This is a genomic window from Streptomyces sp. NPDC004647 (assembly GCF_040609575.1).
Lineage (GTDB): Bacteria > Actinomycetota > Actinomycetes > Streptomycetales > Streptomycetaceae > Streptomyces.
Genome location: NZ_JBEXKU010000013.1, coordinates 47,089 through 70,783, shown reverse-complemented (window position 1 = coordinate 70,783; position 23,695 = coordinate 47,089). Strand labels below are relative to the sequence as shown.

Sequence of the window (23,695 nt, the reverse complement as noted above, 5' to 3'; positions counted from 1 at the left end):
CTGAAATCGAGAGATTCCACTCCGACGCGCCGACACGACGCGAAACCGCGGTTTGCCACCCGTACGGCGGCAGATATGAGGGGCCAGGGGTCACTCGGCTCGAAAGAGCCCACACGAAGGGGGCCAATCGTGGTAGATCCCTAGCCAAGATAAGATGTGACGCGCGACACTCTCAGGCGCATCAGCGATGTCACTCTCCCTCCTCACCCCATGAGGGGAGGAGGGGCCCATGCGGAAGAGAGGGCAAGCAATGTCCGTATCGGACGATCTGACAGCCGCACAGCGCTCCCTCGACGAGCTGACCCGCTCCCTGGCGCGGCTGGAGCTGCAGGTCGGTGGTGAGCTGGAGATCCGCCGGGTGCGCCACGACGCGGATCATCTGCGCGAGAGCCTCGCCCTGCTGCGTGAGACCACGGCACAGGAACGGACGTCCGCGGGATCCCGCCGCCCCGAGCTGGTCACGATTCCGGACGCGCCGTACGACAGCGCCCTGTGGACGGATGCCGAGGACGAAGGTCTCGGCGCCCGCGACCGGCACGCACCCTGAGCCCCAGACCCCCTGAGCCCAGACCCCCAGAAGCCCTGGAAGGGCACGCGGGAGCCGGAGCGCTACGGGCCACACGCCGTACGAGCCCCGGACCCCGAGGCCCCGCACCACCGCATCGCTTCCACCGTCCCCCACCACTCCACCACGGAGTCCTCCTTTGGCCACTGGCACCGAACCCCGACCGGGCACCGACGATTCCAGTGACGCGCGTGGCGGAGTCCAGTCCGCCACGCGCGCCGCCATTCCCGTCGGACATCTGCGGACCGACCGCTGGTGGTTTTCGCCAGCCCTCACCGCGGCCGGACTGCTCGCCTTCATCGTCTACTCGACCTGGCGCGCCTTCGCGAACACCGACTACTACTCCGCCCCGTACGTTTCGCCGTTCTACTCGCCGTGTCTGGCCGAGAACTGCGAAACGATGAGGGGCGGGCCCAACTGGGAGATCTTCGGCAGCTGGTGGGGCCTCTCCCCCGCGCTGCTGATCCTGATCTTCCCGCTCGGCTTCCGGCTGACCTGCTACTACTACCGGAAGGCGTATTACCGGGGCTTCTGGGCATCACCCCCGGCCTGCGCCGTCGCCGAGCCGCACAAGAAATACACGGGCGAGACCCGTTTCCCGCTGATCCTGCAGAACATCCACCGCTACTTCTTCTACGCGGCGCTGCTGGTGGCCGGGATCCTGACGTACGACACCGCGCTCGCCTTCCGGAACAGCGAGTACGAGTGGGGCCACATGGGCCTCGGGACGCTGGTCCTCCTGATCAACATCGTGCTGATCTGGGCGTACACCGTGTCCTGCCACTCCTGCCGGCATATCGTCGGCGGCCGCCTCAAGCACTTCTCGAAGCACCCGGTGCGCTACCGGCTGTGGGGCTGGGTCGGAAAGCTCAACGAGCGGCACGCGCTCCTGGCCTGGGCCTCGCTGATCAGCGTCGCGGTCGCCGACTTCTACGTCTATCTGCTCGCGACCGGCGCTTTCGACGACCCGCGGCTGTTCTGACGCTGACGCAACGCTTGAGAGGGATACACACACAATGACCCAAGTCGACCGGCAGTCGTGGGACGTGGTCGTGGTCGGCGCGGGGGGCGCCGGCCTGCGCGCCGCCATCGAGGCCCGAGAGCAGGGCCTGCGCACCGCCGTCATCTGCAAGTCGCTCTTCGGCAAGGCCCATACGGTCATGGCCGAGGGCGGTATCGCGGCCAGCATGGGCAATGTCAACGAAGGCGACAACTGGCAGGTCCACTTCCGCGACACCATGCGCGGCGGCAAGTTCCTCAACCAGTGGCGGATGGCGGAGCTGCACGCACGCGAAGCACCCGACCGGGTCTGGGAGTTGGAGACCTGGGGCGCGCTGTTCGACCGTACGGCCGACGGGAGGATCTCGCAGCGCAACTTCGGCGGCCATGAGTACCCCCGGCTGGCGCACGTCGGAGACCGTACGGGCCTGGAGCTGATCCGCACCCTCCAGCAGAAGATCGTCTCGCTCCAGCAGGAGGACGAGCGCGAATTCGGCGACCACGAGGCCCGGCTGAAGGTCTTCCAGGAGTGCACGATCACGCGGGTGCTCAAGGCCGACGGAAAGGTCGCCGGAGTCTTCGGCTACGAGCGCGAATCCGGACGGTTCTTCGTCATCGAGGCCCCCGCGGTGGTGATCGCGACCGGCGGCATCGGCAAGTCCTTCAAGGTGACGTCGAACTCCTGGGAGTACACCGGGGACGGGCACGCGCTCGCGCTGCTCGCCGGGGCGCCGCTGATCAACATGGAGTTCGTGCAGTTCCACCCGACCGGGATGGTCTGGCCGCCCTCGGTGAAGGGCATCCTCGTCACCGAGTCCGTCCGCGGCGACGGCGGGGTGCTGCGCAACAGCGACGGCAAGCGGTTCATGTTCGACTACATCCCGGACGTCTTCAAGGAGAAGTACGCGCAGTCCGAGGACGAGGGCGACCGCTGGTACGAGGACCCGGACAACAACCGCCGGCCGCCCGAGCTGCTGCCCCGCGACGAGGTGGCCCGCGCCATCAACTCCGAGGTGAAGGCGGGCCGCGGCTCCCCGCACGGCGGGGTGTTCCTCGATGTGTCGACGCGGATGCCCGCCGAGGTCATCAAGCGGCGGCTGCCCTCCATGCACCACCAGTTCAAGGAGCTCGCGGATGTCGACATCACCGCCGAGCCGATGGAGGTCGGCCCGACCTGCCACTACGTGATGGGCGGCGTCGCGGTCGACCCGGACACGGCCGCCGCGGTGGGCGTGCCCGGCCTCTTCGCGGCGGGCGAGGTCGCGGGCGGTATGCACGGCTCGAACCGGCTCGGCGGCAATTCGCTGTCCGACCTGCTGGTTTTCGGACGGCGGGCCGGGCTGCACGCGGCGCAGTACGCGGCCGGGCTCCCGGCGGACACCCGGCCCGTACCGGACGCCCTGGACATCGACTCCGCGGAGGCGGAGGCGCTTCGCCCGTTCAGCGCGGAGAGCCCGGACCCGGAGCACCCGGACGCCCGCCCGGCGGAGAACCCGTACACCCTCCACCAGGAGCTCCAGCAGACGATGAACGACCTCGTCGGCATCATCCGGCGGGAGCCGGAGATGACCGAGGCGCTGCACCGGCTGGCTTCGCTGCGGCAGCGGGCGAGGCGCGCCGGGGTCGAGGGCCACCGCCAGTTCAACCCCGGCTGGCACCTGGCGATCGATCTGCGGAACATGCTGCTGGTCAGCGAGTGCGTGGCGCGCGCGGCCCTGGAGCGTACGGAGAGCCGCGGCGGCCACACCCGTGACGACCATCCGCAGATGGACCGCGACTGGCGGCGGATCAATCTGGTCTGTTCCCTCGCCGACCCCACGGGCGAGCTGGCGGCCACCGACCCCGAACGCGGCCAGATCCGGCTGGAGCGGCGCGACGTGCCGCCGATCCGCGCGGATCTTCTGGGCCTGTTCGAGAAGGAAGAGCTGGTGAAGTACCTGACGGACGAGGAGCTGACCCAGTGACGGCGTACGAGGCGCACTTCAAGGTGTGGCGGGGCGACGCGAACGGCGGCGGCCTGGAGGACTTCAAGGTCGAGGTCAACGACGGCGAGGTGGTGCTCGACATCATCCACCGGCTCCAGGCGACGCAGGCACCCGACCTGGCCGTCCGGTGGAACTGCAAGGCGGGCAAGTGCGGTTCGTGCAGTGCGGAGGTCAACGGGCGGCCGCGGCTGACGTGTATGACCCGGATGTCGATCTTCGATCGCAACGAGACCATCACCGTCACGCCGATGCGGGCCTTCCCGGTCGTACGGGACCTGGTGACCGATGTGTCCTTCAACTACGCGAAGGCACGCGAGGTTCCCTCCTTCGTACCGCCTCCGGGCGTCGCGCCGGGTGAGTACCGGATGCAGCAGGAGGACGTGGGACGGTCGCAGGAGTTCCGCAAGTGCATCGAGTGCTTCCTGTGCCAGGACACCTGCCATGTGGTGCGCGACCACGAGGAGAACAAGACGGCCTTCGCCGGGCCTCGCTTCCTGATGCGCATCGCGGAGCTGGACATGCACCCGCTGGACGCGGCCGCCGAGACGGGCCTTGACCGCAAGCGGGCGGCGCAGGACGACCACGGCCTGGGCTACTGCAACATCACCAAGTGCTGCACCGAGGTCTGCCCGGAGCAGATCAAGATCACCGACAATGCGCTGATCCCGCTGAAGGAGCGGGCAGCCGACCGTAAGTACGATCCGCTGGTCTGGCTCGGCGACAAGATCCGGCGCCGTTCGGACTGAGCGGCCGGTCCACCCGTCGCCCGCGGCCGGGCCGGCCACCGTCTGCTTGCCCGGCCGCTTCCGGCGGTGACTTGGTGTGAATGCGCTGACAGGCGCATCATCGGCTGCGCGGCACTGCGGCAGAAGCGGTAGTCGGTCGAGTGATCGCCCCCACGGTGTACGACGTCGCCGAGCGGGTCAGCGATCACATGCTCGCTCTCGACCAGGGCACGAGCGCCGCCGCACTCGCCCAGCAGCTGCGTCCCGGGCTGCTCCAACGCCCCTTCCGCACAGGCGGTTCGCCTCCCGCGTCCGCCCGCTGCTCGCCGGGGAACGCTTCAGCATCTGAGCGGGCTGCTTGCCGGAGCGGGCCACAACCCGCTCGGCCCGCTGCCCCGTTGAACACAGCCGGCCTCACCCGCGAAGAGGCCGGCTGTGGCATGTCCGACGGGCGGGGTGGCTCAGTACAGACTGAGCAGCGCCTCCACCGGGTCCGCGGCCAGAGTTCCGCCGTTCGGCAGGGCGAGTTCAAACCAGACCGTCTTGCCTCGCGGGGTACGGCGGCTGCCCCACCCCGCGCTGAGCAGCCCGACCAGCTGCAGACCGCGCCCGCCCTCGTCGGTGTCCCGGGCGCGCCGGCGGCGGGGCTGGACCAGGCCGCCGTCCCAGACCTCGCAGACCAGATTTCTGTCCAGCAGCAGCCGTAGCCGGATCTCGCCCTCGCCGTACCGCAGGGCGTTGGTGACCAGTTCGCTGACCAGCAGCTCGGTGGTGTCCACCAGGGAATCGAGGCCCCACTCGACCAGCTGTCCGCGCGCCTGCTCGCGGGCTCGCGCGACGGACCGCGGCTCGGGGGCCAGCGCCCAGTCGCCGACCGAGTCGGCGGGCAGGCCCTGCACCCGGGCCATCAGCAGCGCGATGTCGTCCTCGCCATGGTGGGTGTCGAGGGTGTTCAGGACGTGGTCGCAGACGTCCTCGAGCGGGCGGGACGGGTCCGTGAGGGCGGTACGGAAGGCCTCGAGGCCCTCGTCCAGCGGGTGGTCACGGGATTCGACGAGGCCGTCGGTGTAGAGGGCGAGAAGTGCGCCGTCCGGGAGATCGACCTCGGTCTCCTCGAACGGCTCGCCGCCCACGCCCAGCGGCATTCCGGTGGGGACCTCGAGCATCATGGCGGACTCGCCGGGCTCGACGAGTACGGGCGGCAGATGCCCGGCGTTGGCGAACGTACAGCGCCGGGTGACCGGGTCGTAGACCGCGTACACGCAGGTGGCGAGGTAGACCTCGGAGAGGTCGGAGGCCGGGTCGGCGGCCCGTCCGTTACGGGGCCCGGTGCGCGACGCGGGCTGCGCGCCGCCGTGCGACCCGGCGGGCGCCGCCAGTCCGCGGGCGATCTCGTCCAGGGCGGAGAGCACTTCGGCAGGCTCCAGGTCGAGCAGCGCCAACGTTCTGACGGCGGTGCGCAGTTCGCCCATCGCGACCGCCGCCCGCAGTCCGCGGCCCATCACATCGCCGACGACCAGCGCCGTACGGTGTCCGGGCAGCTGGATGACGTCGAACCAGTCACCGCCGACCTCGGTGGCGGTGTTGCCCGGAAGATAGCGGCAGGCGATGTCGAGACCGGCGGCCTCGGGGTCGCCCGGGGGCAGCAGGCTGCGCTGGAGTATCAGCGCGCGCTCGTGCTCTCTTCGGTAGAGGCGGGCGTTGTCTATGCAGACGGCGGCACGCGAGGCGAGTTCGAGGGCGAGGGCGGTGTCGCGCTCGCCGAAGGGCTCGCTGCCCTTCGTACGGGAGAACTGGGCCAGCCCGACGACGGTGTCGTGGGCGACCATCGGCACGGCGAGCGTGGACTGCACGACCGCGCCCAACTCCGGGGCGTCGTCGCTGTCCTGGCCGGGGATGACCTTGGGGTGGGCGGTGCGCAGGGCCCCGGCGCACAGTGAGTTGAACGGGTAGCGGTGCACCGCGCCGACCTCGACGGCGCCGAGATCTCCGCTTTCGGAGGCACCGCGGGCGGTGAGGGCGGTCGGGGCGTCGGACACGGCGCTGGCGAAAGCGACCCGGCGCAGTTCCGCGCTGCCGTCGGCCAGCCCTGGCGGTGCCTCGTCGCCGGAGAGCAGCCCTTGGTAGAGGTCGACTGAGGCCAGGTCGCAGAACTGCGGTACGGCCACATCGAGGAGTTCGCGGGCGGTGGTCTCGAGGTCGAGGGAGTTGCCTATCCGCGCGCCCGCGGCGTTGAGGAGGGCGAGGTTGCGGCGGGCGCTGGCGGCCTCGCGCTCGGCATTGCGCCGCCGGGTGATGTCGGTGCCGAGCCCGGCGACGCCGATCGGCCGTCCGCTGCCGCTGTGCAGCCGGAAGAGGTTGACCGACCAGCGGCGGCGCTCCCCGTCGCCGGGTGCGGTGCCGACGAGTTGAAGCTCCGTCACCGGGCTTCCTGTCTCCAGGACTTGACGGAGCGCGGCATTCAGCCGCTCGGCCTCGCCGCGCGGAAGGTAGTCGACCGGGCTCCGGCCCCGGTGGGATTCGGCGGTGCCGCCGAAGACAGCGGCGAAGCGTTCGTTGGCCCGGAGGATCTTGAGGTCGGTGCCGAAGAGCAGGAAGCCCATGGGAGATTGACCGAAAACCGCCTGCGAGGCCGCGAGGTCGGTCTCGATCTGGCGCAGGGCGCGGACGTCCACGACGATACAGAGCGCGCCCCGGCCGCCGCCGTCCGCGGCGGTGGGCATGACGTAGACCTCGGCGAGGCCGTGCGGTTCGGCGCCCTCGATGGCCCGGAAGGGCACGAGGCCGATCCACTCGCGGCCGTCCAGGATCTCGGAGATCTTGCGGTGCCCGAGGTCCCGCAGCTCGTCGGGGACGAAGGCCTCGATGGGGTCCTTGCCGATGGCGGCGGCCGCCGGGATGCCCAGCAGTTCCGCGGCCCGCTCACTCCACTGATCGATACGGCCTTCCGGTCCCAGCGAGAAGGACGCAACCCGGATGTAGTCATAGATCGACCCGGGCGGGCTGCTCTGCCACATCGGAGCAGTCACTGTCTCGTCGGGCGTCTCCGCCCCCGCTGGTATGTCGCTCACGCGCCCGTCCCCTCCAGCTCACCTTGCCCGGACCGGCCTGCGCCAGTATCCAGCACCACAGCCATCCGGAACACGGCCCTCACGATCACAGCACGGTTTCAAGTATCTCCGCGGAGATCATTTCAACATCGGCCCGCGCCGTGATCAGCGCTACCCCCCTTCTCCTAACCAGGCAGGGCGAGCTCGAACCACACCGTCTTGCCCGTAGTTCCCTGCCTCGTGCCCCAGCGCCGTGAAGTATGGGCCACCAGTTGCAGACCGCGCCCCCCTTCGTCATCGGGCTCCGCGTCCCTCGCCAGCGGCGGATCCGGCAGCGGATCGGACACCTCGACGAGCAGTGCGTCGTTCCGGAGGCGCCGGATGCTGACGCCGATGGGGCCGCTCGCATAACGCAGCGCGTTCGTGACGAGTTCACTGACCAGCAATACGGTCACGTCGCCAACAGCGTTCAGGCCCCACTCATTGAGGGTCGAGCGGACGACGGACCGGGCGGTGCGTACGGAATCCGGCTCGGCCGGGAAGCTCCACTCGGCGCAGCGGTCGTCCGACGGGTCGCAGAGGGCAGGCGGTACGGACTCGGAGGCCCCTGCGGTGTCGCTCACGCCGACCACTTCCAGACCGATGGCAGACCCCACTGTCCGGTATCGGGGGGTTTTCGGGATGGCTACTGGGGACATACCCGCTATCCGGAGCCTGCTATCGCCACATTTGACACACTGTGGCACGAAAAGCCCATGTGATCATCCCGGCGCCCGCCCGTAGTCCGCCGCCAGTCGCCGTGCCGCTTCCTCGACCGCGGGGCGGTCCTGGTCGAGCCATTCGACCTCGTCCAACCGGTCCGGCGTGAGCCAACGCAGTTCGTCGTGGTCCTCCAACGGCTGCGGTTCGCCCGCCACCAGGCGGGCCGTCCAGACCCGGAGCACGTAACCAGGTGCGAGCGGCCACTCCCCCGGAATCCGTGCGAGCGGTTCCGCCTCGACGCCCAGCTCCTCGCGCAGCTCGCGTACGAGGCCTTCCTCCGGCGTCTCGCCGGGTTCCAGCTTGCCGCCCGGCAGCTCCCAGCGTCCGGCGAGGGCGGGTGGGGCGCTGCGGCGCGCGGCCAACAGCCGGCCCCGGTCCATGAGCGCCGCGCCGACCACGATGCACGTCTCGTCTTCGGTCACGCGGCAAACCTTACGGCGCGGGGGTCCCGGCAGTGTGGGTCCGCCCTGGCGGATCCGCGAGGGCCGACCCACGGTCGGGAAGCCGCGCTCTCTGGGTGGCGCGCTCTCGGGTGCCGCTGCGCGCGAGCGTCGGTGCCGACCCGAGCAGAACGGGAGCGGCTACGCCGACGACGTCCTGCGTCCCGCCCTCTCGACCGTATAGACCTGTCCGGGAGCGTTCGCGTCGAGCCGGTCGGCGACTCGCTCGGCCTCCGACCGGGTGGCATAGCGCCCCACGCGATAGCGATTGCCGTTGTCGTCCTGGCGTATGACCAGCCATGGCAGGAGAGGGCCGCTGTCGGTCACCGCTCCGCCCCTCGCGTCGTCGTGTGCGCCCGGACGCACAGCGCCCTCCCGGTCCTTAAGGAAACCGCAATCCGCATATGCCCGACCCTACGCCCGACCTTCACTCACCGGATACACGTTTTCACGAAGAGGTACGCATCCGGCCACACGTTCGAACTTGGACTAGCGAAGGCCCGCCTCGCCGATCCGGGCAAGGCGGGCCTTCACCGACGTACGGAATCACAGGGATGCGGGGGCACGAGGTACGGCGGTGATGCCCACGGCCTCGCCCTCGGAGCTCCCCGCGGCCCTCGACTGAACCCACGACCGGGTTCGTACGGGGCGAGGGACGCACCGCCGAGTTGTTCGGCGGCCCCGATGACCACCCAGCCGGGCCCCGCGGCGAGTACGGCCCGATTTCAACGCCGTCTGTTCGCCTCCGCTTTGGGAGACGTGAAGCGCAAGCAGTCGGCCTGCTCACCGATTTGAGCGATCGGCGACAGCGAAATCCCGGTACCGAGTCTGAAGCGGATCCAGGAGAAGCCCGAGCCCACCCCTTCCGTACCGCCGAAGGAGCCGGACGCGCCCCGGGCATGGGGGCGCCGTCGGGTGCCTCCACGGGTGTCGCGGTATCCGTCATCGCTGCCTTCCTGTGGTCCGGCGCCCCCGCTTCCGACGAAGCGGTGTTGCGGGTACGGACGGGGAAGCAGGAAACGCAGGTGTCAGGTGTTCGCAAGAGGCGATTGCCGCCCAGTTGAGTCAGCTGACCTGTGGCTGACTCCCGGTCACAGCAGGCGGACCGCACTGTCCGCCCATCGGTCACTTCACCGGCAGGTGGTAGGAGATCCGGAAGCGGTCGGCCGGGACGACCACGTCAGCCGTCTCCACCGGCCGCCCCGAGGCGAAGAACGTACGGGCGACCACCAGCACCGCATGCCCCGGCACTCCGCCCAGGGCGAGGATCTCCTCCGCCAGCCCCGGCCGCGCGCCGATCTCCTCCAGCACGTTGTCCACAATCACGTCGATGGCGGCCATCCGCTCGACGACTCCGTGCCCGGCCAGCGGCCCTTCCTCGGGCAGCATGACGGGCGAACGGCCGGTGACGGCCAGCGGCTCCCAGGAGGTGGCCAGCATCACCGGCTCGCCCTCCGCCCGGTAGAGGTAGCGGGTACGCATCACCCGGTCCCCCGGTTCGATCTCCAGCCGCGCCGCGACCTCCTCGGTCGCCTCCTCCTGCTCACTGCCGGACTCCCAGGTGCCGTTGACCCGCTCGTCGGCCTGCTCCTGGCGGAAGGGGCTGGAGTCGCCCGCCGCGCGGTAGCCGGTGCGGGCGATACGGCGCGGTACGAGCTGCGGCCGGACGTACGTCCCGGAGCCGGAGCGGCCCTCGACCAGGCCCTCGGCCATCAGCACCTTGCGCGCCTCCAGCGCCACGGTGTCGGAGACGCCGTACTCCTGACGGATGCGGGCCTGGGAGGGGAGCCTGGTGTGCGGCGGCAGCGAGCCGTCGACGATCTTCTGCCGCAGGTCGCCGGCGACCCGGAGGTACGCAGGCTGCTCACCGAAAGGCACGTGCCCCTCCCAAGGTTGACATTCTGCAACACCCTGGCAACCGAGGGTGGTCGACTGCAAGCGCAGGCCAGAGTTTCACCTGAAGTTGTGATCTTGGTCAAGAGTGCAGATGAGACCGTAGGAAACGCGCCAGCACGGGCCTGGCGATCTGCGTGCCCCAGTTGCCCCAGTTGTAGTCGAAGGCATGGTCCGCCCAGGGAATCTCGACGTACTCGTGCACCGCCCCGGCCGCGGTCAGCCGCTTGTCCAGCTCGCGCGCCTGCTCCACCGGCACGATCCGGTCGTGGCTGCCGTGCAGCAGCAGCGTCGGCGGCACATCGGCCCGTACGAGCTGCGCGGGCGAGCCCAGCCGGAAGCTGTCGGATGCCGATCGGTAGGAACCGCCCATGAAGCGGCGGACCGCCGGGTCCCCCGGGTTCTCCTGGCCGGCGATCATCCCGGCCATGTCGGTGGGCCCGTAGAACGACACCACGGCCCGTACGGAGGCGTCCCGGGAGGCGGGGCAGGACGCCCTCGGCCGGTCGTCCCGGGCCGTATACGCGGCGGAGAGCGCGAGGTTGGCGCCTGCCGAGGTGCCGGCGAGGACGATCCGGTCGGGGTCGACGGCGTACTCCGCGGCGTGCCCGCGCACCCAGCCGATCGCGCACTTCACATCGCTGATCTGCTGGAGCTGGGTGGCCCGCGGCGCGAGCCGGTACTCGATGTCGAAGACGGCGTAACCGCGGTCGTTGAGCCACTCGTTCCAGCGTGGGGTCTGGCTGCGGTGACCGGACTCCCAGCCGCCGCCGTGCACCCATACGACCGCCGGGCGCGGTGTGCGCGGCGCGCTTCCCGGCGGCAGCCAGACGTCCATTTTCAGCCGGTGCCTGCCCACGCGCGCGTAGACCAGGCTGCGGTCGCGGTCGGGCTCGAGTGCGTAGTTCGACCCGGCGAACTGGTCCGCCAGGGCCAGCCCTTCGCCGTGGTCGTACGCGGTCCGCCAGGCCGCGGCATACGGGGCGAAGGCGCTCAGCAGCGCCGCGGCCGAGGTGACCAGCGCGATCCAGGCCGCCCAACGCGCCCGGCTGTGCCAGACGGCCCGTACGAGCAGGAAGCCCGGCAGCGCGGCGGCGGCCAGCACTGCGGTGCTCCACGATCCGGCCAGTACGGAGGCGGCCGCCAGCAGCGGCCGGCGGGGCAGGGGCACGAACACCAGCACGAGCAGCAGCGTTTCCAGCGCGGCGAGCAGGAGCAGCACCGCGACGATCAGCCACCGCCCGACGCTTCGCCGCAGCGCCATGGCCGCCTCCTCGCCCGGGCCGCGGGGGCCCGTCGGGCCCACACTTCCCGTCCTGACCAGGGCCACCACGCGGACTGCTCCGATCGGCGCAGCGGCCCGACACGCGCGGCTGACCTGGAGAGGGACGGTGGGGCGACAGGGCAGCGGGGAGCGGACGCAGCCGGCGGCGGCCGTTGCGGCACCGATCACACGGGAGGACGCTGGAGGTGAGACGCGTGATCGGGACCTCCGAGCGCGACGGAGCGCCTGTCCCGGTCCGCCGGGAGAGGTGAGTTCCGTGCGCATGCTCCTGAGGGCCCGGATAGCGACGGAGACGGGAAACCGGGCGATCAGGAACGGCACGATGGAGAGGACGCTGATGTCGGCGCTCGAGGCCCTCCGGCCGGAAGCGGCCTACTTCTTCTCCGACAAGGGTGAGCGGAGCGTCTTCATCGTGTTCGACATGGAGAGGTCCTCGCAGCTGCCGGCTGTCACCGAGACCTTCTTCATGGAGTTCGGGGCCGAGGTCCAGGTCCAGCCCGTGATGAATCTGGACGATCTGCATACCGGACTCGGGGAGCTGATGGGCGGCCGGCGCTGAGGCCGGCCGCCCCCGCCCCGTCCGACGTGGTCACCTGCCGTCGTAGACGGTGAGCAGCAGCGCCACGTCATCGGGCCGGTCCGTGGCCCGCCGCGCCTGCTGTACGAGCCGGTCGGCCATGATCTCCAGCTCCTCCGGCTCCGAATCGGCGAGGCTGACGCGCACTGCATCGACTCCCGCCTCGATGTCGTGGCCCGGCTGCTCGACGAGCCCGTCGGTGTAGAGCGCCAGCACGGCGCCGCGCTCCAGCCATATCTGTGTCACCGGGTACACGGCGTCGGGGTCGACGCCGAGCAGGGTGCCGCCGACCACGTTCAGCATTTCGGTGCTCCCGTCTGCGCGGCGGACCAGTGGCGGCGGGTGCCCGGCCCGTACGGCCAGACCCCGGCCCGTCCTCGGGTCGAGTTCGATGTAGCAGCAGGTCGCGAAGACGCCCGCGTCGAGGTAGGCGAGCAGCCGGTTGGTCCTGCGGAGGACCTCCTCGGGGGTGCTGTCGCTGGTGGCGAGGGCGTTGACGGCGCTGCGCAGCTGACCCATCACCGCGGCGGCGGCGACGTTGTGGCCTTCGACGTCGCCGATGACGAGCGCGACTCCGCGGCTGCTCACGATCACGTCGTACCAGTCGCCGCCGATTTCCATGCCCTGGGTGCCCGGGAGGTAGCGGCCGGCGGTCCGCAGGCCCGCGACCGGGGGCAGCCGGTGCGGCAGGAGGGCGTCCTGCAGTCCTCGGGCGAGGGTGAACTCCGCGTCGTAGAGCCGGGCGCGTTCCAGGGCCTGGGCGACCAGGCCGCCGAGGGCGGTCATCGCGGCGCGCTCGTCGGCGGTGAAGGTGTGCGGTGTGTCGTAGCCGATGATGCAGGAGCCGACCGGATGACTGGAGGCGATGAGCGGCAGGAAGGCCCAGGCCTGCATACGGTCCATGGCGATGCCTGGGTAGGCCGCCGCGAGGTGGCGGGCCGATTCGAAGAAGATGGGAATGCCCGAGGTCAGGGCCTCGACACCGGGCAGGTGCGCGTCGAGCGACACGCCTTCGAACCGATCGAGAAAGCCCTCCGGGTAGCCGGATTCCCACATCAGGTGCATGCGCCGGTCCCGGACCACGTAGAGGGCGAGCTCCTGGGCGCCGAACGCGGGCAGCAGCTGTTCGGCGACGGCCTCGCAGACCTCCCGTACGGTCACCGCCTCGGTGAGCACGCTGGCCATCTGGACCACGTGGTAGAGGGCGCCTGCGCGGGTGGGGGAGACCAGCCCGGTCCCGGTGGGGGCGGCATGCGGCCGGAACTGCCCGCCCGTGGCCGACTCGTCGTGCTCCTCCGGCACGCTTGTGGGGAAGACCCGGCCGGTCAGCCCGCGCACATCGGGGTAGAGGATGAAAGCGAGCCATACGCCGCCGGGGTGCCGTACCAGGAACGACGTGGATTCCTGCGACAGCATCGCCGCCCGGTAGCGGTCCTCGTAACTGGGGTCCGACAGCCAGGTCAGCACCTCCCACGGGTAACGGCCGAGCAGTTCCTCCCGTCCGTAGCCCAGCAGCTGCTCGCAGCGGTGGTTGGCGTAGGTGACCCGGCCGTCCTGGTCGAGGGAGAAGACCCCGTCGGGGAGGCGCTCGGCCGCCTCGGCCGCTGTGGCCCCGGGGCCCAGGTCCACGACGGCTCCCATCAATACCTGGGGCGCCGTATCCGAGGACGGGGGCCTCGCGACGACGCGGCCCAACAGCTCGACCGGCCGGTGGGTGACCTCGCCGTCGGGGAGTGTGTCGAGCACCCGGAATCTGCGGGCGCGGACCCAGCCGACGCTCTCCGCCTCCTGCCGAACCTCCCGCAGCTCGTGGACGTCCTCGGGGGAGATACGGCTCTCGAGGCCGGCGATCGTGCCGACGGAGTTCTCCGGGTCGGTGCCGAGGATCGCGCAGGCCTCGGCATCGGCGGAGTACTCGCCGGTGCCGAGGTTCCACTCGATGAGGCCCACCCGCGCCCCGATCCCCTCGGCCGCGGGCACCCGTACGCTGACGGGCTCGCCGTCGTACTCGATGGTGCGGCTGTTCAGATCGAGGCCCGTGACGGAGGCATCCATCGCCTCGGCGGCGGCGTCCACCCATGCCTGCTCGACCGGTTCCCCTCCCCTGCCGCCCGAGGTGGACCGCATCATCATGACAACGCCCACCACCTCCTCGTTCACCGTGAGGGGGAGGTAGGCGGAGGCGAACGGATAGGGCAGGCCGGCCGCCATCTGCGGGTACCGGCGCATGGTCTCGCCCTCGTCGGAGAGCCGGATACGGTGCTCCGTCCGGTACGCCTCGGGGGCCGGGAGAGCGCCGCTGACCGGGACCCGCCACCAGGACCTCACCACGGAGCGGGGCAGCCCGGCGACGAGGGACAGCACGAGCGTTCGACGGTCGCGCGAGCGCAGATAGATACCGCCGCCGTAGCCACCGCCGGCCCGTACGGCTTCCACCAGGACCGGGGCGAGGCGGGAGGGTATGGCGCACTCGTCCTCCGTACCCCACCCGCTCCCGGCTCGGTCACCGGACCGGGGCATTCCGTCCGGGCCCGGGGCTTCCTCACCCATCTGCGTCCTCCAGGTACGGACGCCGGCACACTCGTCGTATCACCAGCATGTGCCAAGGGAGGGTGAACGGCGCGGCGGGCCGTCAGGGAGCGGCCTGCGGGCCGTGGGCGCCGTCCGGATCCGTGGCCAGTGCAACGGATTTCAGCCGAAACCGGGTCCCCCTGTCGCGCCGGATCCCGGCACCCGGACGGTCGGTGACCGCCCCGGTTGCCGGGCCGGGCTCAGGGCATCAGACCGGCAGCAGCCCGAAGAGGTGTCCCATCTTCAGCCCGAGGTGGAGGACCAGCCGGTCGTCGCCCGCCGACAGGCTCAGCCCGGTGATCTGCTCCACCTTGTGGAGCCGGTAGTAGAGCGTCTGCCGGTGCACCGCCAGCTCCGCGGCGGACCGCTGTGCGTTGCCGGCCTCGTCCAGGTAGACCTCGACGGTGCGGATCAGCTCGGGGTCGCCGCAGTCGAACAGGCGGCGTACGGCCGGGTCGAGCGTCGAGTCGCGCAGCTCGTTCTGCGGGATGCGCGCGAGCAGCCGGTAGACGCCGAGCCGCCCCCACTCCACCACCGGCTCGAGGTTCGGCAGGAACTCGCCGATCCGGGTGGCGAGCCGGGCCTCCTGCCAGCTCGCGTGGGCCTGTCCCAGATCGGGCCGGGGATCGCCCAGACCCGCGAGCAGTACGGACCGGGGCCGCCCGCCGCGCGGGCCGGGCGCTTCGGCGTCCAGCTCCCACACGCGGCGCACGACGGCGCGGGCGGGAGAGAGGTCGTCCGGGTCGTCCAGCGGGACCAGCAGGACGGTGTGGTCGGGGCCGAGGTGGGCGAGCACATTGCTCGGCAGCCGCCACAGATTCGTCGCCAGGGCCTCCCGGCTGTGCGGCTCCTGCGGGCTGTCGCCGTCCGGCCGGCTGTTCCAGGGTTCCCGTTCGGCGGCCCGGTACCGCAGGACCGCGGCGGCTACCGGGACCCCTCGCGGGACGTACCCCAGGTCGCTGATCTCCATGGCGGCCTGCTCCCGGATGTCCGAGGAGACGGAGATCAGGTCGCGAAGCTTGTATCCGAGGTCCTCCCGCGAGCGCAGCTCCGTGGCCATCAGCGCGCCCGCCCGCGCGGCGAGCGACATCGCGCGCGGCAGCCGGTCCTCACCGATCTCCCGCCCGTCGTCGAGCAGCCACAGGTATCCGTAGGTCACTCCCTGCCAGCGGACGGGGAGGCACAGCCGTGCCATCACCCGGGACCGCGGGTCCGCCGGTATGCGGACGGGGCCGGTGGCGGTGCTGATGCCGAAACTCTCGAACCGTTCCCGGATCTCGGGAGTGGACTGCCGTTGCAGGATGGACCGCTCCCGCACGCTGTCGATCTCGCGGTCGTGCGCGCAGAAGGCGATCAGGGCCAGGCTGCGCTCCTCGAGGATCGCGGGTGCCCCGAGCAGCCGCGAGACCTCGTCGACGATGTCCTGGAACTCGGGCCTCATAGCGTTTCGATCCCTTACGGCCCGGCGTCGGGCGGAGCGGCCGAGCCCCGCGCCGGTCGCGGCCGAACGCAACGGGTCGCCGTCAGTCGCAGCCGGTCGCCATCAGTCGCGGCCGGTCATGCCCACCGGGAACTCATGAGGAACGATACCCACCGCCCCGCCCGGCCGACTTTGAGCATCTGTCGCAATACGCGGCCGGAACGTGTGGCACCTGTCGATGGGTCCGGCCCGTGCCGCGCTCCTACCTTCCTTCTGTGTACTACGCGTACGGGGCACGGCGTTCATGGTGGTCCCGGTCCTGCCGGGCCGGCTGCGGACGCCCCTGATGCCCCGTCCGGGGGCGCAATCGCCACCACCGTCGGGCAACAAGCCGTCCGGAGGGCAGTGGAAGGGCCTCGTGCACCAGTGACGAGCCCGGCGGGAGCACAACCTGCCCCGCCGGGCCGGTCCCAGGGCCGGCAAGGAAGATCTTCGTCCCCCTTCCGACACCGGTACCCCCACCACGGGGTGAGAACGGCCGCGGGACGCGGCCCCGGCACACCCGGGCCGCGGCGGTCGCGAGCGGGACGCTCGCACCACCATCCGATGGGAGTGACCCATGAGCACCACAGGCAGAGCCGGTCCCCGTACCGGCATCTTCCGCCGCCAGCCGATCTCGGGCGGGCCCGGCGGACCCGGCGGACCCGGCGGACCCGGCGGGGGTGAATCCTCGGGTCTGAAGCGCACGCTCGGTCTCTGGCAGCTCACCGCGATCGGGCTCGGTGCCATCATCGGCGCGGGGATCTTCTCCCTCGCCGGGACGGTCTCCAACGGGACAGCGGGTCCCGCCGTGAGCCTGTCGTTCATCATCGCCGGCATCGCCAGCGCCACCGCGGCGCTCGCGTACGCCGAATTCGCCGGGCTCATCCCGCGCTCCGGATCCGCGTACACCTACAGCTATGCCGTCCTCGGTGAGGTCGTCGCCTGGCTGATCGGCTGGGACCTGCTGCTGGAGTACACGGCGATCGTCGCCGTGGTGGCCATCGGCATCTCCGGCTACTTCTCCTTCCTCCTCCAGGGCCTGGGCCTCGATCTGCCGGTGTGGATGCTCGGCGCTCCGGGCACCGGGTCGGGGCACCGGATCGACCTGTTCGCCGCGCTGCTGTGCCTGCTGATCGCCTGGCTGCTCAACCGCGGGATGAAGACCAGCGCGCGGATCGAGACCATCCTGGTGTTCGTCAAGATCGCCATTGTCATCGCGGTCATCGTGGTGGGCGCGTTCTATGTGAAGTCCGGCAACCTCACCCCGTTCCTGCCGTACGGGTTCGGTGGTGTGGTCACCGGAGCGGCGACCGTGTTCTTCGCGGTCTTCGGCTATGACGCGATGAGCACGGCGGCGGAGGAGTCGAAGGACGCGCAGCGCAATCTGCCGAAGGCGATCCTGCTCTCGCTGGGCATCGCCATGGCGCTCTACCTGCTCGCCTGCACCGTGCTGACGGGTATGCAGCGCTACGACACGATCGACTCGGAGAGCGCCTTCTCCTCGGCCTTCGCAGCGGTCGGCCTGCCCGGCTTCGCGGACATCATCGCGGTCGGCGCGATTGTCGGGATCCTCACGGTGCTGTTCTCCTTCATGCTCGGCGCGTCCCGCATCTGGTTCGCGATCAGCAGGGACGGTCTGCTTCCCGGTTGGTTCGCGAAGGTGCATCCGCGTACCGAGGTGCCGCACCGGCCCACCTGGTTCATCGGCGTCGTGTCGGCGGCCCTGGCCGGTCTCATGCCGATCCAGGAGGTCGCCGAACTCACCAATATCGGCATCCTGTTGGCCTTCGTGGTGGTCTCGGTCGCGGTGATCATCCTCCGGTACCGCTCTCCGCACCTCCCGCGCAGCTTCCGCTGCCCCGGAATGCCGTTCGTCCCCATCGTGGGCATCGGGTTCTCGCTGTGGCTCGTCGCACAGCTTCAGCCGCTGACCTGGCTGCGGTTCCTGGCCTGGTTCCTGATCGGGCTCGCCGTCTACGGCCTCTACGGCTACCGGCACTCCAAGCTGGGACTGGCCGGGGCGGAACCGACCGAAGAGGTGCCGGTGGGAGAGAAGCCGGTCGGCGCGGTCCTCGGCGGCAGTGATCCCGGGCCCGCCGGGGGAACCGCCTCCACAGCGGGTGCGGCCTCAGCCCCCGACACCGGAGACCAGGGGGACGAGCGGTGAGCGCCCCCGACCGGGTGCCCGCGCGCCCCTCCCCCGCCGCAGCCGGTCACGGCTGTCACTGCGGGCATCCGCTGATCCGCTGCCGCGGGTGCCGGGACCTGCGGTGCCTGGCCTGCGATCCCTATCGGTCCGATGACTGCTGCTTCAGTCTCTGATCCGCCGCGCGGCGGCGCGCTTAGCGAGCCGGCTGCCGCGGGTGCCCCGCCCGTCCGGGGCGGGGCACCGGGGCGGTACTTCGTCGTGATCGGGAGCGACATGGCACGCCGGGTCTGCGGTTCGCTCCAGTCGGCCGGTCACGCCGTACGCCATCTGACGCAGCCCACGGACGAGGATCTGCGCCGGGCGCTGGACCGGGAGGTGGCCGGCGTCGCGATCCTGCTCGGCGACGTCGAGTCGCTGCGCTACGCGCTCGCGGTCGAGCACATCCGCCCGCACGTCCCGCTGGTGGTGACGATCTTCGACCGTACGGTCGCCGAGCAGCTCGTACGCGTGGTCCCGAACTGCCGGGTCACCTCTCCGGCCGATGTCGTCGCGCCGACCTTCCTCGCCGCGTGTGTCGAGCCGGAGCTGCTGGCGCTCACCCGTACGTCCTCCGGCCATGTCGCCGCGCGCTGGGAGGAAGGCGGCGTTCGCCTCGCTCCGTACCGGCCGCGGCGCTCCATGAGGTTCCGGGCGTGGATGGGGAGGATCCGGGGTCAACTGCGGCCGCACGACGGCAGTTCGCGGATCATGCTGACGGGCCTCGCCGGGCTGCTCGGGGTGCTGCTGTCGGACTGGGCCTGGCTGGTGACGCTCCATCACCGTCCTCCGGTCGAGGCGCTGTTCGAGGCGACGCGGACGGTGTCCACCGTCGGCCCCGCGTCCGTGCACGGCCCGGACACCGGATACCTCGTGTTCTCCGTCATCGCGATGCTGCTCACCCTCGTCTTCACCGCTGTCTTCACCGCCGGCATGGTCGACCGTCTGCTGGCCCCGCGCTCGGTCGGCATCGTGGGGTCCCGGACGCTTCCCCGTGCGGACCACGTGATCGTCGTCGGGCTCGGACAGGTGGGTCTGCGGCTCTGCACCCAGCTGCAGGCCCTGGGCATCGGAGTGGTCGCCGTGGAACGGGACCCGGCGGCCCCCAAGCTCCGGTTGGCCAGGGCACTCGGCGTGCCGGTGGTCGTCGCCGACGCGCAGGACAGGTTCGTACTGCGGAAGCTCGGCCTCCACAAGGCGAAGGCGATGGCCGCCGTCGCCTCGGACGACCTGGACAACATCGCGGTGTCCGTGGCCGCGCTGGCAGTCGCGCCCGAACTGCGCGTGGTCATGCGGGCAGGCGACCACGAGGCCATCGCGGAGACCCGGTCCCTGTTCAAGATCGGCCTGGTCCACGACCTCAACAGCCTGAGCGCCGCCTACACCAGCGCGAGTCTGTGCGGGCTGCGGCCGATCGGCGTGCTGGCACACGGCAAGCGGCTCCTGGTGGAACACGCGGACGGACGCTTCTCGCCCTGGCCGCACGCGGACCGGTGCGACCACGAAGCGGACCGGGGCGACCACGAACAGGAAGGGAACCCCGTCCTGGGACCGCAGCGGCCCACGGGCGGACGCTGACTCCGGAGCGGTGCGTCAGCGACTCCGCAGCAGTGCGTCACCGGCCGCGCAGCGCCCCCGCCGTGCTGCCCCCGTACGGTCGCGCGGCAGGATCCGCAGCGGGTACAACGCCGCCGACCGTCCGCCCGGTGTTCGCCGATGCCCCGCGCTGCGTGGGTACCGTCATCCACATGACCCGTACGACGGCGACCGCCGAGGCACGAGCGGTGGGTGCCACCGACGGCAAGGTGTTGGTGCACGCCCCCACGGCGTGCGCGGTCTTCGCACAGCCGGGCACGGACTGAGACCGGAGGATCACGGCATGTCCAGGACCACGGTCGTCAATCTCAAAGGCCACCGCGACGACCCGGCCTACGCGGATGTGGTCTACGTCGGACGCGCCATGCACCGGGGCGGCTGGCATCTCGACGGCTCCCCACTGGCCAGCCCGTACCGCCCCGGCCCGGACGGCACCCGCGAGGAGGTCGTCGAGAAGTACCGCGCATACCTGCTGGACCGCCCGGACCTCCTCGCGCTCCTCCCCGGGCTGCGCGGCAGCAGACTCGGCTGCTGGTGCGCCCCCGAGCCGTGCCACGCCCAGGTGATCGCGGAACTCGCGGACCATCCGCGCTCATGGAGTGGCTCATCCGGTGGGTGAGGAACCGGTGAAGTACCAGTCGATCTCACCGGCGGTGTCGGCTGTCGCCTGCACCATCAGCACCTACGGGAGACGGGGCGGGGTACGGACGCTGGGACACAGGGGTTGGTTCCGGCACTGACCATCCCGTGGCCCGGGCTCACGCTTTGCGGGCCCGTCTCGCACATCAGGCGCTCAAGCCGCCGCCCGAGCCGGTTCTGTGGGCCGTCTGCGGCAAAGCGGCCCACGCGCGCTGGCGCCTGCCGTCGGGCTCCCACACCGCGCTGAACAATCGCCCTGGTCAAGACATACGGATGCGTCTCAGCGGACTGAGGGGAACGACCGATGGACAGAGCCGGACATCCGAATCGCAGAGATCTGCTCGCCGGCGGACTTGCGGTCGGCACGGTCGCGGTTGCGGGGTGCTCATCGACGAGCGCCGCCCCGCCGGCGCCCAGCGCTTCGCCGAAAGCGCAGCCGGTCACTCCCGCCGCGGCATTCGCGAGACTGATGGACGGCAACAAGCGCTGGGTGAGCGGAGACCTTCGCCATCCCGACCGGGATCCGAACCGGCGCCAGTTCGTGGCCCAGAAGCAGAAACCCTTCGGGGCGATCCTCTCGTGCATCGACTCCCGGGTGCCGCCTGAACTCCTCTTCGACACCGGGCTGGGTGACCTTTACGTGATGCGCACGGGCGGGGAGGCGGTCGGCCCGGTGGTCACGGGTTCCGTGGAGTACGGGCCCATGACGAGTGGCACTCCGCTCATCGTGGTCCTCGGGCATCAGCGTTGCGGCGCCGTCGAGGCCGCGTACAAGTCCATCCGTGACGGCAAACCGCTGCCCGGCAACCTGGAGGCGATCGCCAAGGCTCTGCGGCCCGCGTACCAGCGGGCAGTCCGGGAAGGCGGTGCCCACCCGGTCGAGACCATGGCCCGCGCCCAGGTCAAGCTGGTCTCGGACGGCCTGCGCTCCAACCGGGACCTGGCCCCACTCGTGAGAAAGGGCGCCCTCGCCGTGGTCGGCGCCTACTACTCGCTCGACACCGGCAAGGTGGAAGTCCTGGCCGGCGCGCCGTCCTGACCAGTCGGACGAGAGGGCCTGCGTCGGCAGGGCGGTGAGGATGAACGCGACTACCTGCAGCTCCTCCTCACGCATGCCCCGCCGACGAGGCCGTGAGACGCTGACCTGGGAAGGAACGATGAGTTTTCCGCGCCAGCGAGTCCGACCAGGTGCATGCCCTTCCGCCACCTCCTCGAGAGGAGAAGAAGATGAGCAAGCTGGTCGTATCGACGTTCGTGTCCCTGGACGGCGTCATGCAGGCCCCCGGTGGACCGGACGAGGACACCGAGGATGGCTTCGAGCACGGCGGCTGGTCGGTCCCCTACTTCGGCGAGGACATGGGCCCCATCATGGTCGAGCAGTTCGCCGGAATGGAGTCCCTGCTGCTGGGGCGCAAGACCTATGAAATCTTCGCCGCCCACTGGCCGCACATCACCGACGAGAACGACCCGGTGGCCACGAAGCTCAACGCCATGCCCAAGTACGTGGCCTCGCGAACCCTGGACAAGGTGGAGTGGAACAACTCGCATCTGCTCCAAGGTGACGCCGCCGAAGCCGTCGCCGAGCTCAAGAAGCGCTCCGTCGGCGAGATCAACGTCCAGGGCAGCGGCAACCTCATCAGGACCCTGCAGCAGCACGATCTGGTCGACGAGTACCGGCTGCTGATCGAGCCGGTGGCACTCGGCACCGGCAAGCGGCTCTTCGCCGAGGGGACCGCGCCCGCCGCGTTCAAGCTCACCGGCGCACGGCCGACCAGCACCGGGGTCGTGTACTGCACGTACGAACGGGCGGGCAGGCCCAGCTATGGATCGTTCGCGCTGGACAACTACCCGGAGAAGGCGCGAGAGGTCAAGATCGTCGACGAGACCAGATCGACATAACGCACCGCTCGGGCGAGGCCTCTGGGCAGCCCAACGGCATGAACTGCCCAGCCGCCCCGATCGTCGGCCGTGGCGGGGCGGGTATCGGGCTGCAGCGCGAGGCAGCCGAGGCTCAGCTGGGCGATACGGCCGCCGGTGCGGCCTGAGGATCACCCCCGCCGCGCCGGACTCATCCAGAACGCTGCGGACTCTGTGCGGACCGCACAGGCCGCCCGCCCCGCTCCACCGCAGGTCAGACGGCCTTTCGTCGGACAGATCAGACGTTGAGGGGACATCGAACACAGAACTCCCACCTGCGAAGATGCGGTTCTTGCGAAGGCCGTCCCAGCACGCTCCCAGCACGGGAGTGTTATCCCAGCACCATGCAGCTCACACGTCCCCTTGGCCGCCCCATGCAGGACAGCGGCGATGCGGCGCTCGCGGGTTCAATCCTCGATGACCTGCCGCACCTGCGACAGAAATGGATCAGAACCAACCGGCCACGGCCGCGCCGGCGGGGTCGTCCGAGCACCCGTACCGCCTGAACGCTGCGGCGGCGACGGTCGCAGCTCTACTGCTCGACCGCGAGGGAACGGGTGAGGTGCTGACCCAACCTGTCCGTCGCCGTCTGACGGGGCTTCCTCAGCATTAACTCCTTGACCAGGGAGCCCAGTCGTCAGCTAGCGTAAGCCTGCACCGCGTGTCCTCCCCGGAGGAATTACGCGACATAGCCTGCGGACACGTAGGCCCTTTCGGTTCGGTGACGCAGCCCCATGGTGCGCTCCCGGCGGGAGCCATCCGGCATCCGTCACCGGTCACAACCGAAGGGGACGCATTTCTATGGCTGCCGTCGAGTACACGCCCCAGCACCGCGTTTGGGTCCGTGATGTCCTGGTGGGCATCACGGCGAGCCTCGGCTCGAACCTGATGTGGGCGCTGGCGCAGGCCGTGGTGCACCGCCTCGGCTGAGCCGGGCGGCGGGGCGGGTCTCCGGGGCCCGCCCTCATCCCGCCACAGCCCGGGTTAATCTACGGATCGTCATTGCGGCCCGACGGGCTTCCGCTCTGCTTCGGTGGAGCCACG

At 70.5% G+C, this 23,695-nt stretch carries 19 protein-coding genes and 1 pseudogene; 11 read left to right on the top strand and 9 right to left on the bottom strand.

Going from position 1 to position 23,695, the window contains the following annotated elements:
• Positions 1-250 precede the first annotated feature (250 nt).
• From ABZW18_RS08320 to ABZW18_RS08305, 4 genes are all read left to right on the top strand, one after another.
• Positions 251-547 (top strand): hypothetical protein, encoded by a 297-nt coding sequence (locus ABZW18_RS08320; protein WP_356183857.1) that lies wholly within the window; start codon positions 251-253, stop codon positions 545-547.
• A gap of 157 nt (positions 548-704) precedes the next feature.
• Positions 705-1,547 carry a hypothetical protein gene (locus ABZW18_RS08315; protein WP_356183855.1) on the top strand — a complete coding sequence of 281 codons (843 nt, stop codon included), beginning with the start codon at positions 705-707 and terminating at the stop codon, positions 1,545-1,547.
• A 34-nt stretch (positions 1,548-1,581) separates the two neighbouring features.
• Positions 1,582-3,528, top strand: a complete 1,947-nt coding sequence (locus ABZW18_RS08310; protein ID WP_356183852.1) for a fumarate reductase/succinate dehydrogenase flavoprotein subunit — start codon at positions 1,582-1,584, stop codon at positions 3,526-3,528.
• Positions 3,525-4,295 (top strand): succinate dehydrogenase/fumarate reductase iron-sulfur subunit, encoded by a 771-nt coding sequence (locus tag ABZW18_RS08305; RefSeq protein WP_356183851.1) that lies wholly within the window; start codon positions 3,525-3,527, stop codon positions 4,293-4,295. The genes ABZW18_RS08310 and ABZW18_RS08305 overlap by 4 nt, the downstream gene beginning before the upstream one ends.
• 440 nt (positions 4,296-4,735) lie before the next feature.
• Here ABZW18_RS08305 and ABZW18_RS08300 read toward each other — a convergent pair whose 3' ends face one another.
• From ABZW18_RS08300 to ABZW18_RS08270, 7 genes and pseudogenes are all read right to left on the bottom strand, one after another.
• Positions 4,736-7,291, bottom strand: coding sequence for a SpoIIE family protein phosphatase (locus ABZW18_RS08300; protein WP_356183975.1), 2,556 nt, complete (start codon positions 7,289-7,291; stop codon positions 4,736-4,738).
• Between the two features lie 218 nt (positions 7,292-7,509).
• Positions 7,510-7,980 carry an ATP-binding protein gene (locus tag ABZW18_RS08295; RefSeq protein WP_356183848.1) on the bottom strand — a complete coding sequence of 157 codons (471 nt, stop codon included), beginning with the start codon at positions 7,978-7,980 and terminating at the stop codon, positions 7,510-7,512.
• Between the two features lie 105 nt (positions 7,981-8,085).
• Positions 8,086-8,487 (bottom strand): (deoxy)nucleoside triphosphate pyrophosphohydrolase, encoded by a 402-nt coding sequence (locus tag ABZW18_RS08290; protein ID WP_356183972.1) that lies wholly within the window; start codon positions 8,485-8,487, stop codon positions 8,086-8,088.
• 180 nt (positions 8,488-8,667) lie between these two features.
• Positions 8,668-8,853 (bottom strand): SPOR domain-containing protein, encoded by a 186-nt coding sequence (locus ABZW18_RS08285; RefSeq protein WP_356183969.1) that lies wholly within the window; start codon positions 8,851-8,853, stop codon positions 8,668-8,670.
• Between the two features lie 323 nt (positions 8,854-9,176).
• Positions 9,177-9,416 (bottom strand): annotated as a pseudogene (locus tag ABZW18_RS08280) (hypothetical protein); the annotation flags it as partial.
• A gap of 235 nt (positions 9,417-9,651) precedes the next feature.
• Positions 9,652-10,404 (bottom strand): GntR family transcriptional regulator, encoded by a 753-nt coding sequence (locus ABZW18_RS08275; RefSeq protein ID WP_356183845.1) that lies wholly within the window; start codon positions 10,402-10,404, stop codon positions 9,652-9,654.
• A gap of 97 nt (positions 10,405-10,501) precedes the next feature.
• Complete coding sequence (locus ABZW18_RS08270) at positions 10,502-11,683, bottom strand: alpha/beta hydrolase (protein ID WP_356183842.1); 1,182 nt, start codon at positions 11,681-11,683, stop codon at positions 10,502-10,504.
• A gap of 283 nt (positions 11,684-11,966) precedes the next feature.
• On the opposite strand from ABZW18_RS08270, the gene ABZW18_RS08265 reads away from it, so the two are divergent.
• Complete coding sequence (locus ABZW18_RS08265; RefSeq protein WP_356183966.1) at positions 11,967-12,263, top strand: hypothetical protein; 297 nt, start codon at positions 11,967-11,969, stop codon at positions 12,261-12,263.
• Positions 12,264-12,293: 30 nt separating this feature from the next.
• Here ABZW18_RS08265 and ABZW18_RS08260 read toward each other — a convergent pair whose 3' ends face one another.
• Together ABZW18_RS08260 and ABZW18_RS08255 are read right to left on the bottom strand one after the other, a co-directional pair.
• Positions 12,294-14,831 carry a SpoIIE family protein phosphatase gene (locus ABZW18_RS08260; RefSeq protein WP_356183840.1) on the bottom strand — a complete coding sequence of 846 codons (2,538 nt, stop codon included), beginning with the start codon at positions 14,829-14,831 and terminating at the stop codon, positions 12,294-12,296.
• Positions 14,832-15,060: 229 nt separating this feature from the next.
• Positions 15,061-16,293: a helix-turn-helix domain-containing protein gene (locus ABZW18_RS08255; RefSeq protein ID WP_356183837.1), complete on the bottom strand. Its 1,233-nt coding sequence runs from the start codon at positions 16,291-16,293 to the stop codon at positions 15,061-15,063.
• A gap of 598 nt (positions 16,294-16,891) precedes the next feature.
• On the opposite strand from ABZW18_RS08255, the gene ABZW18_RS08250 reads away from it, so the two are divergent.
• From ABZW18_RS08250 to ABZW18_RS08225, 6 genes are all read left to right on the top strand, one after another.
• Positions 16,892-18,481 carry an amino acid permease gene (locus ABZW18_RS08250; protein ID WP_356183835.1) on the top strand — a complete coding sequence of 530 codons (1,590 nt, stop codon included), beginning with the start codon at positions 16,892-16,894 and terminating at the stop codon, positions 18,479-18,481.
• 255 nt (positions 18,482-18,736) lie between these two features.
• On the top strand, positions 18,737-20,077 hold the full coding sequence (locus ABZW18_RS08245; RefSeq protein ID WP_356183833.1) for an NAD(P)-binding protein: 1,341 nt from the start codon (positions 18,737-18,739) through the stop codon (positions 20,075-20,077).
• Positions 20,078-20,378: 301 nt separating this feature from the next.
• Positions 20,379-20,714 carry a DUF4326 domain-containing protein gene (locus ABZW18_RS08240; RefSeq protein ID WP_356183830.1) on the top strand — a complete coding sequence of 112 codons (336 nt, stop codon included), beginning with the start codon at positions 20,379-20,381 and terminating at the stop codon, positions 20,712-20,714.
• A gap of 324 nt (positions 20,715-21,038) precedes the next feature.
• Positions 21,039-21,773 carry a carbonic anhydrase gene (locus ABZW18_RS08235; RefSeq protein WP_356183828.1) on the top strand — a complete coding sequence of 245 codons (735 nt, stop codon included), beginning with the start codon at positions 21,039-21,041 and terminating at the stop codon, positions 21,771-21,773.
• Positions 21,774-21,961: 188 nt separating this feature from the next.
• On the top strand, positions 21,962-22,633 hold the full coding sequence (locus ABZW18_RS08230) for a dihydrofolate reductase family protein (RefSeq protein ID WP_356183825.1): 672 nt from the start codon (positions 21,962-21,964) through the stop codon (positions 22,631-22,633).
• A gap of 819 nt (positions 22,634-23,452) precedes the next feature.
• Entirely contained in the window at positions 23,453-23,581 is a 129-nt protein-coding gene (locus tag ABZW18_RS08225; protein ID WP_356183822.1) for a DUF6408 family protein, read from the top strand.
• Positions 23,582-23,695 lie beyond the last annotated feature (114 nt).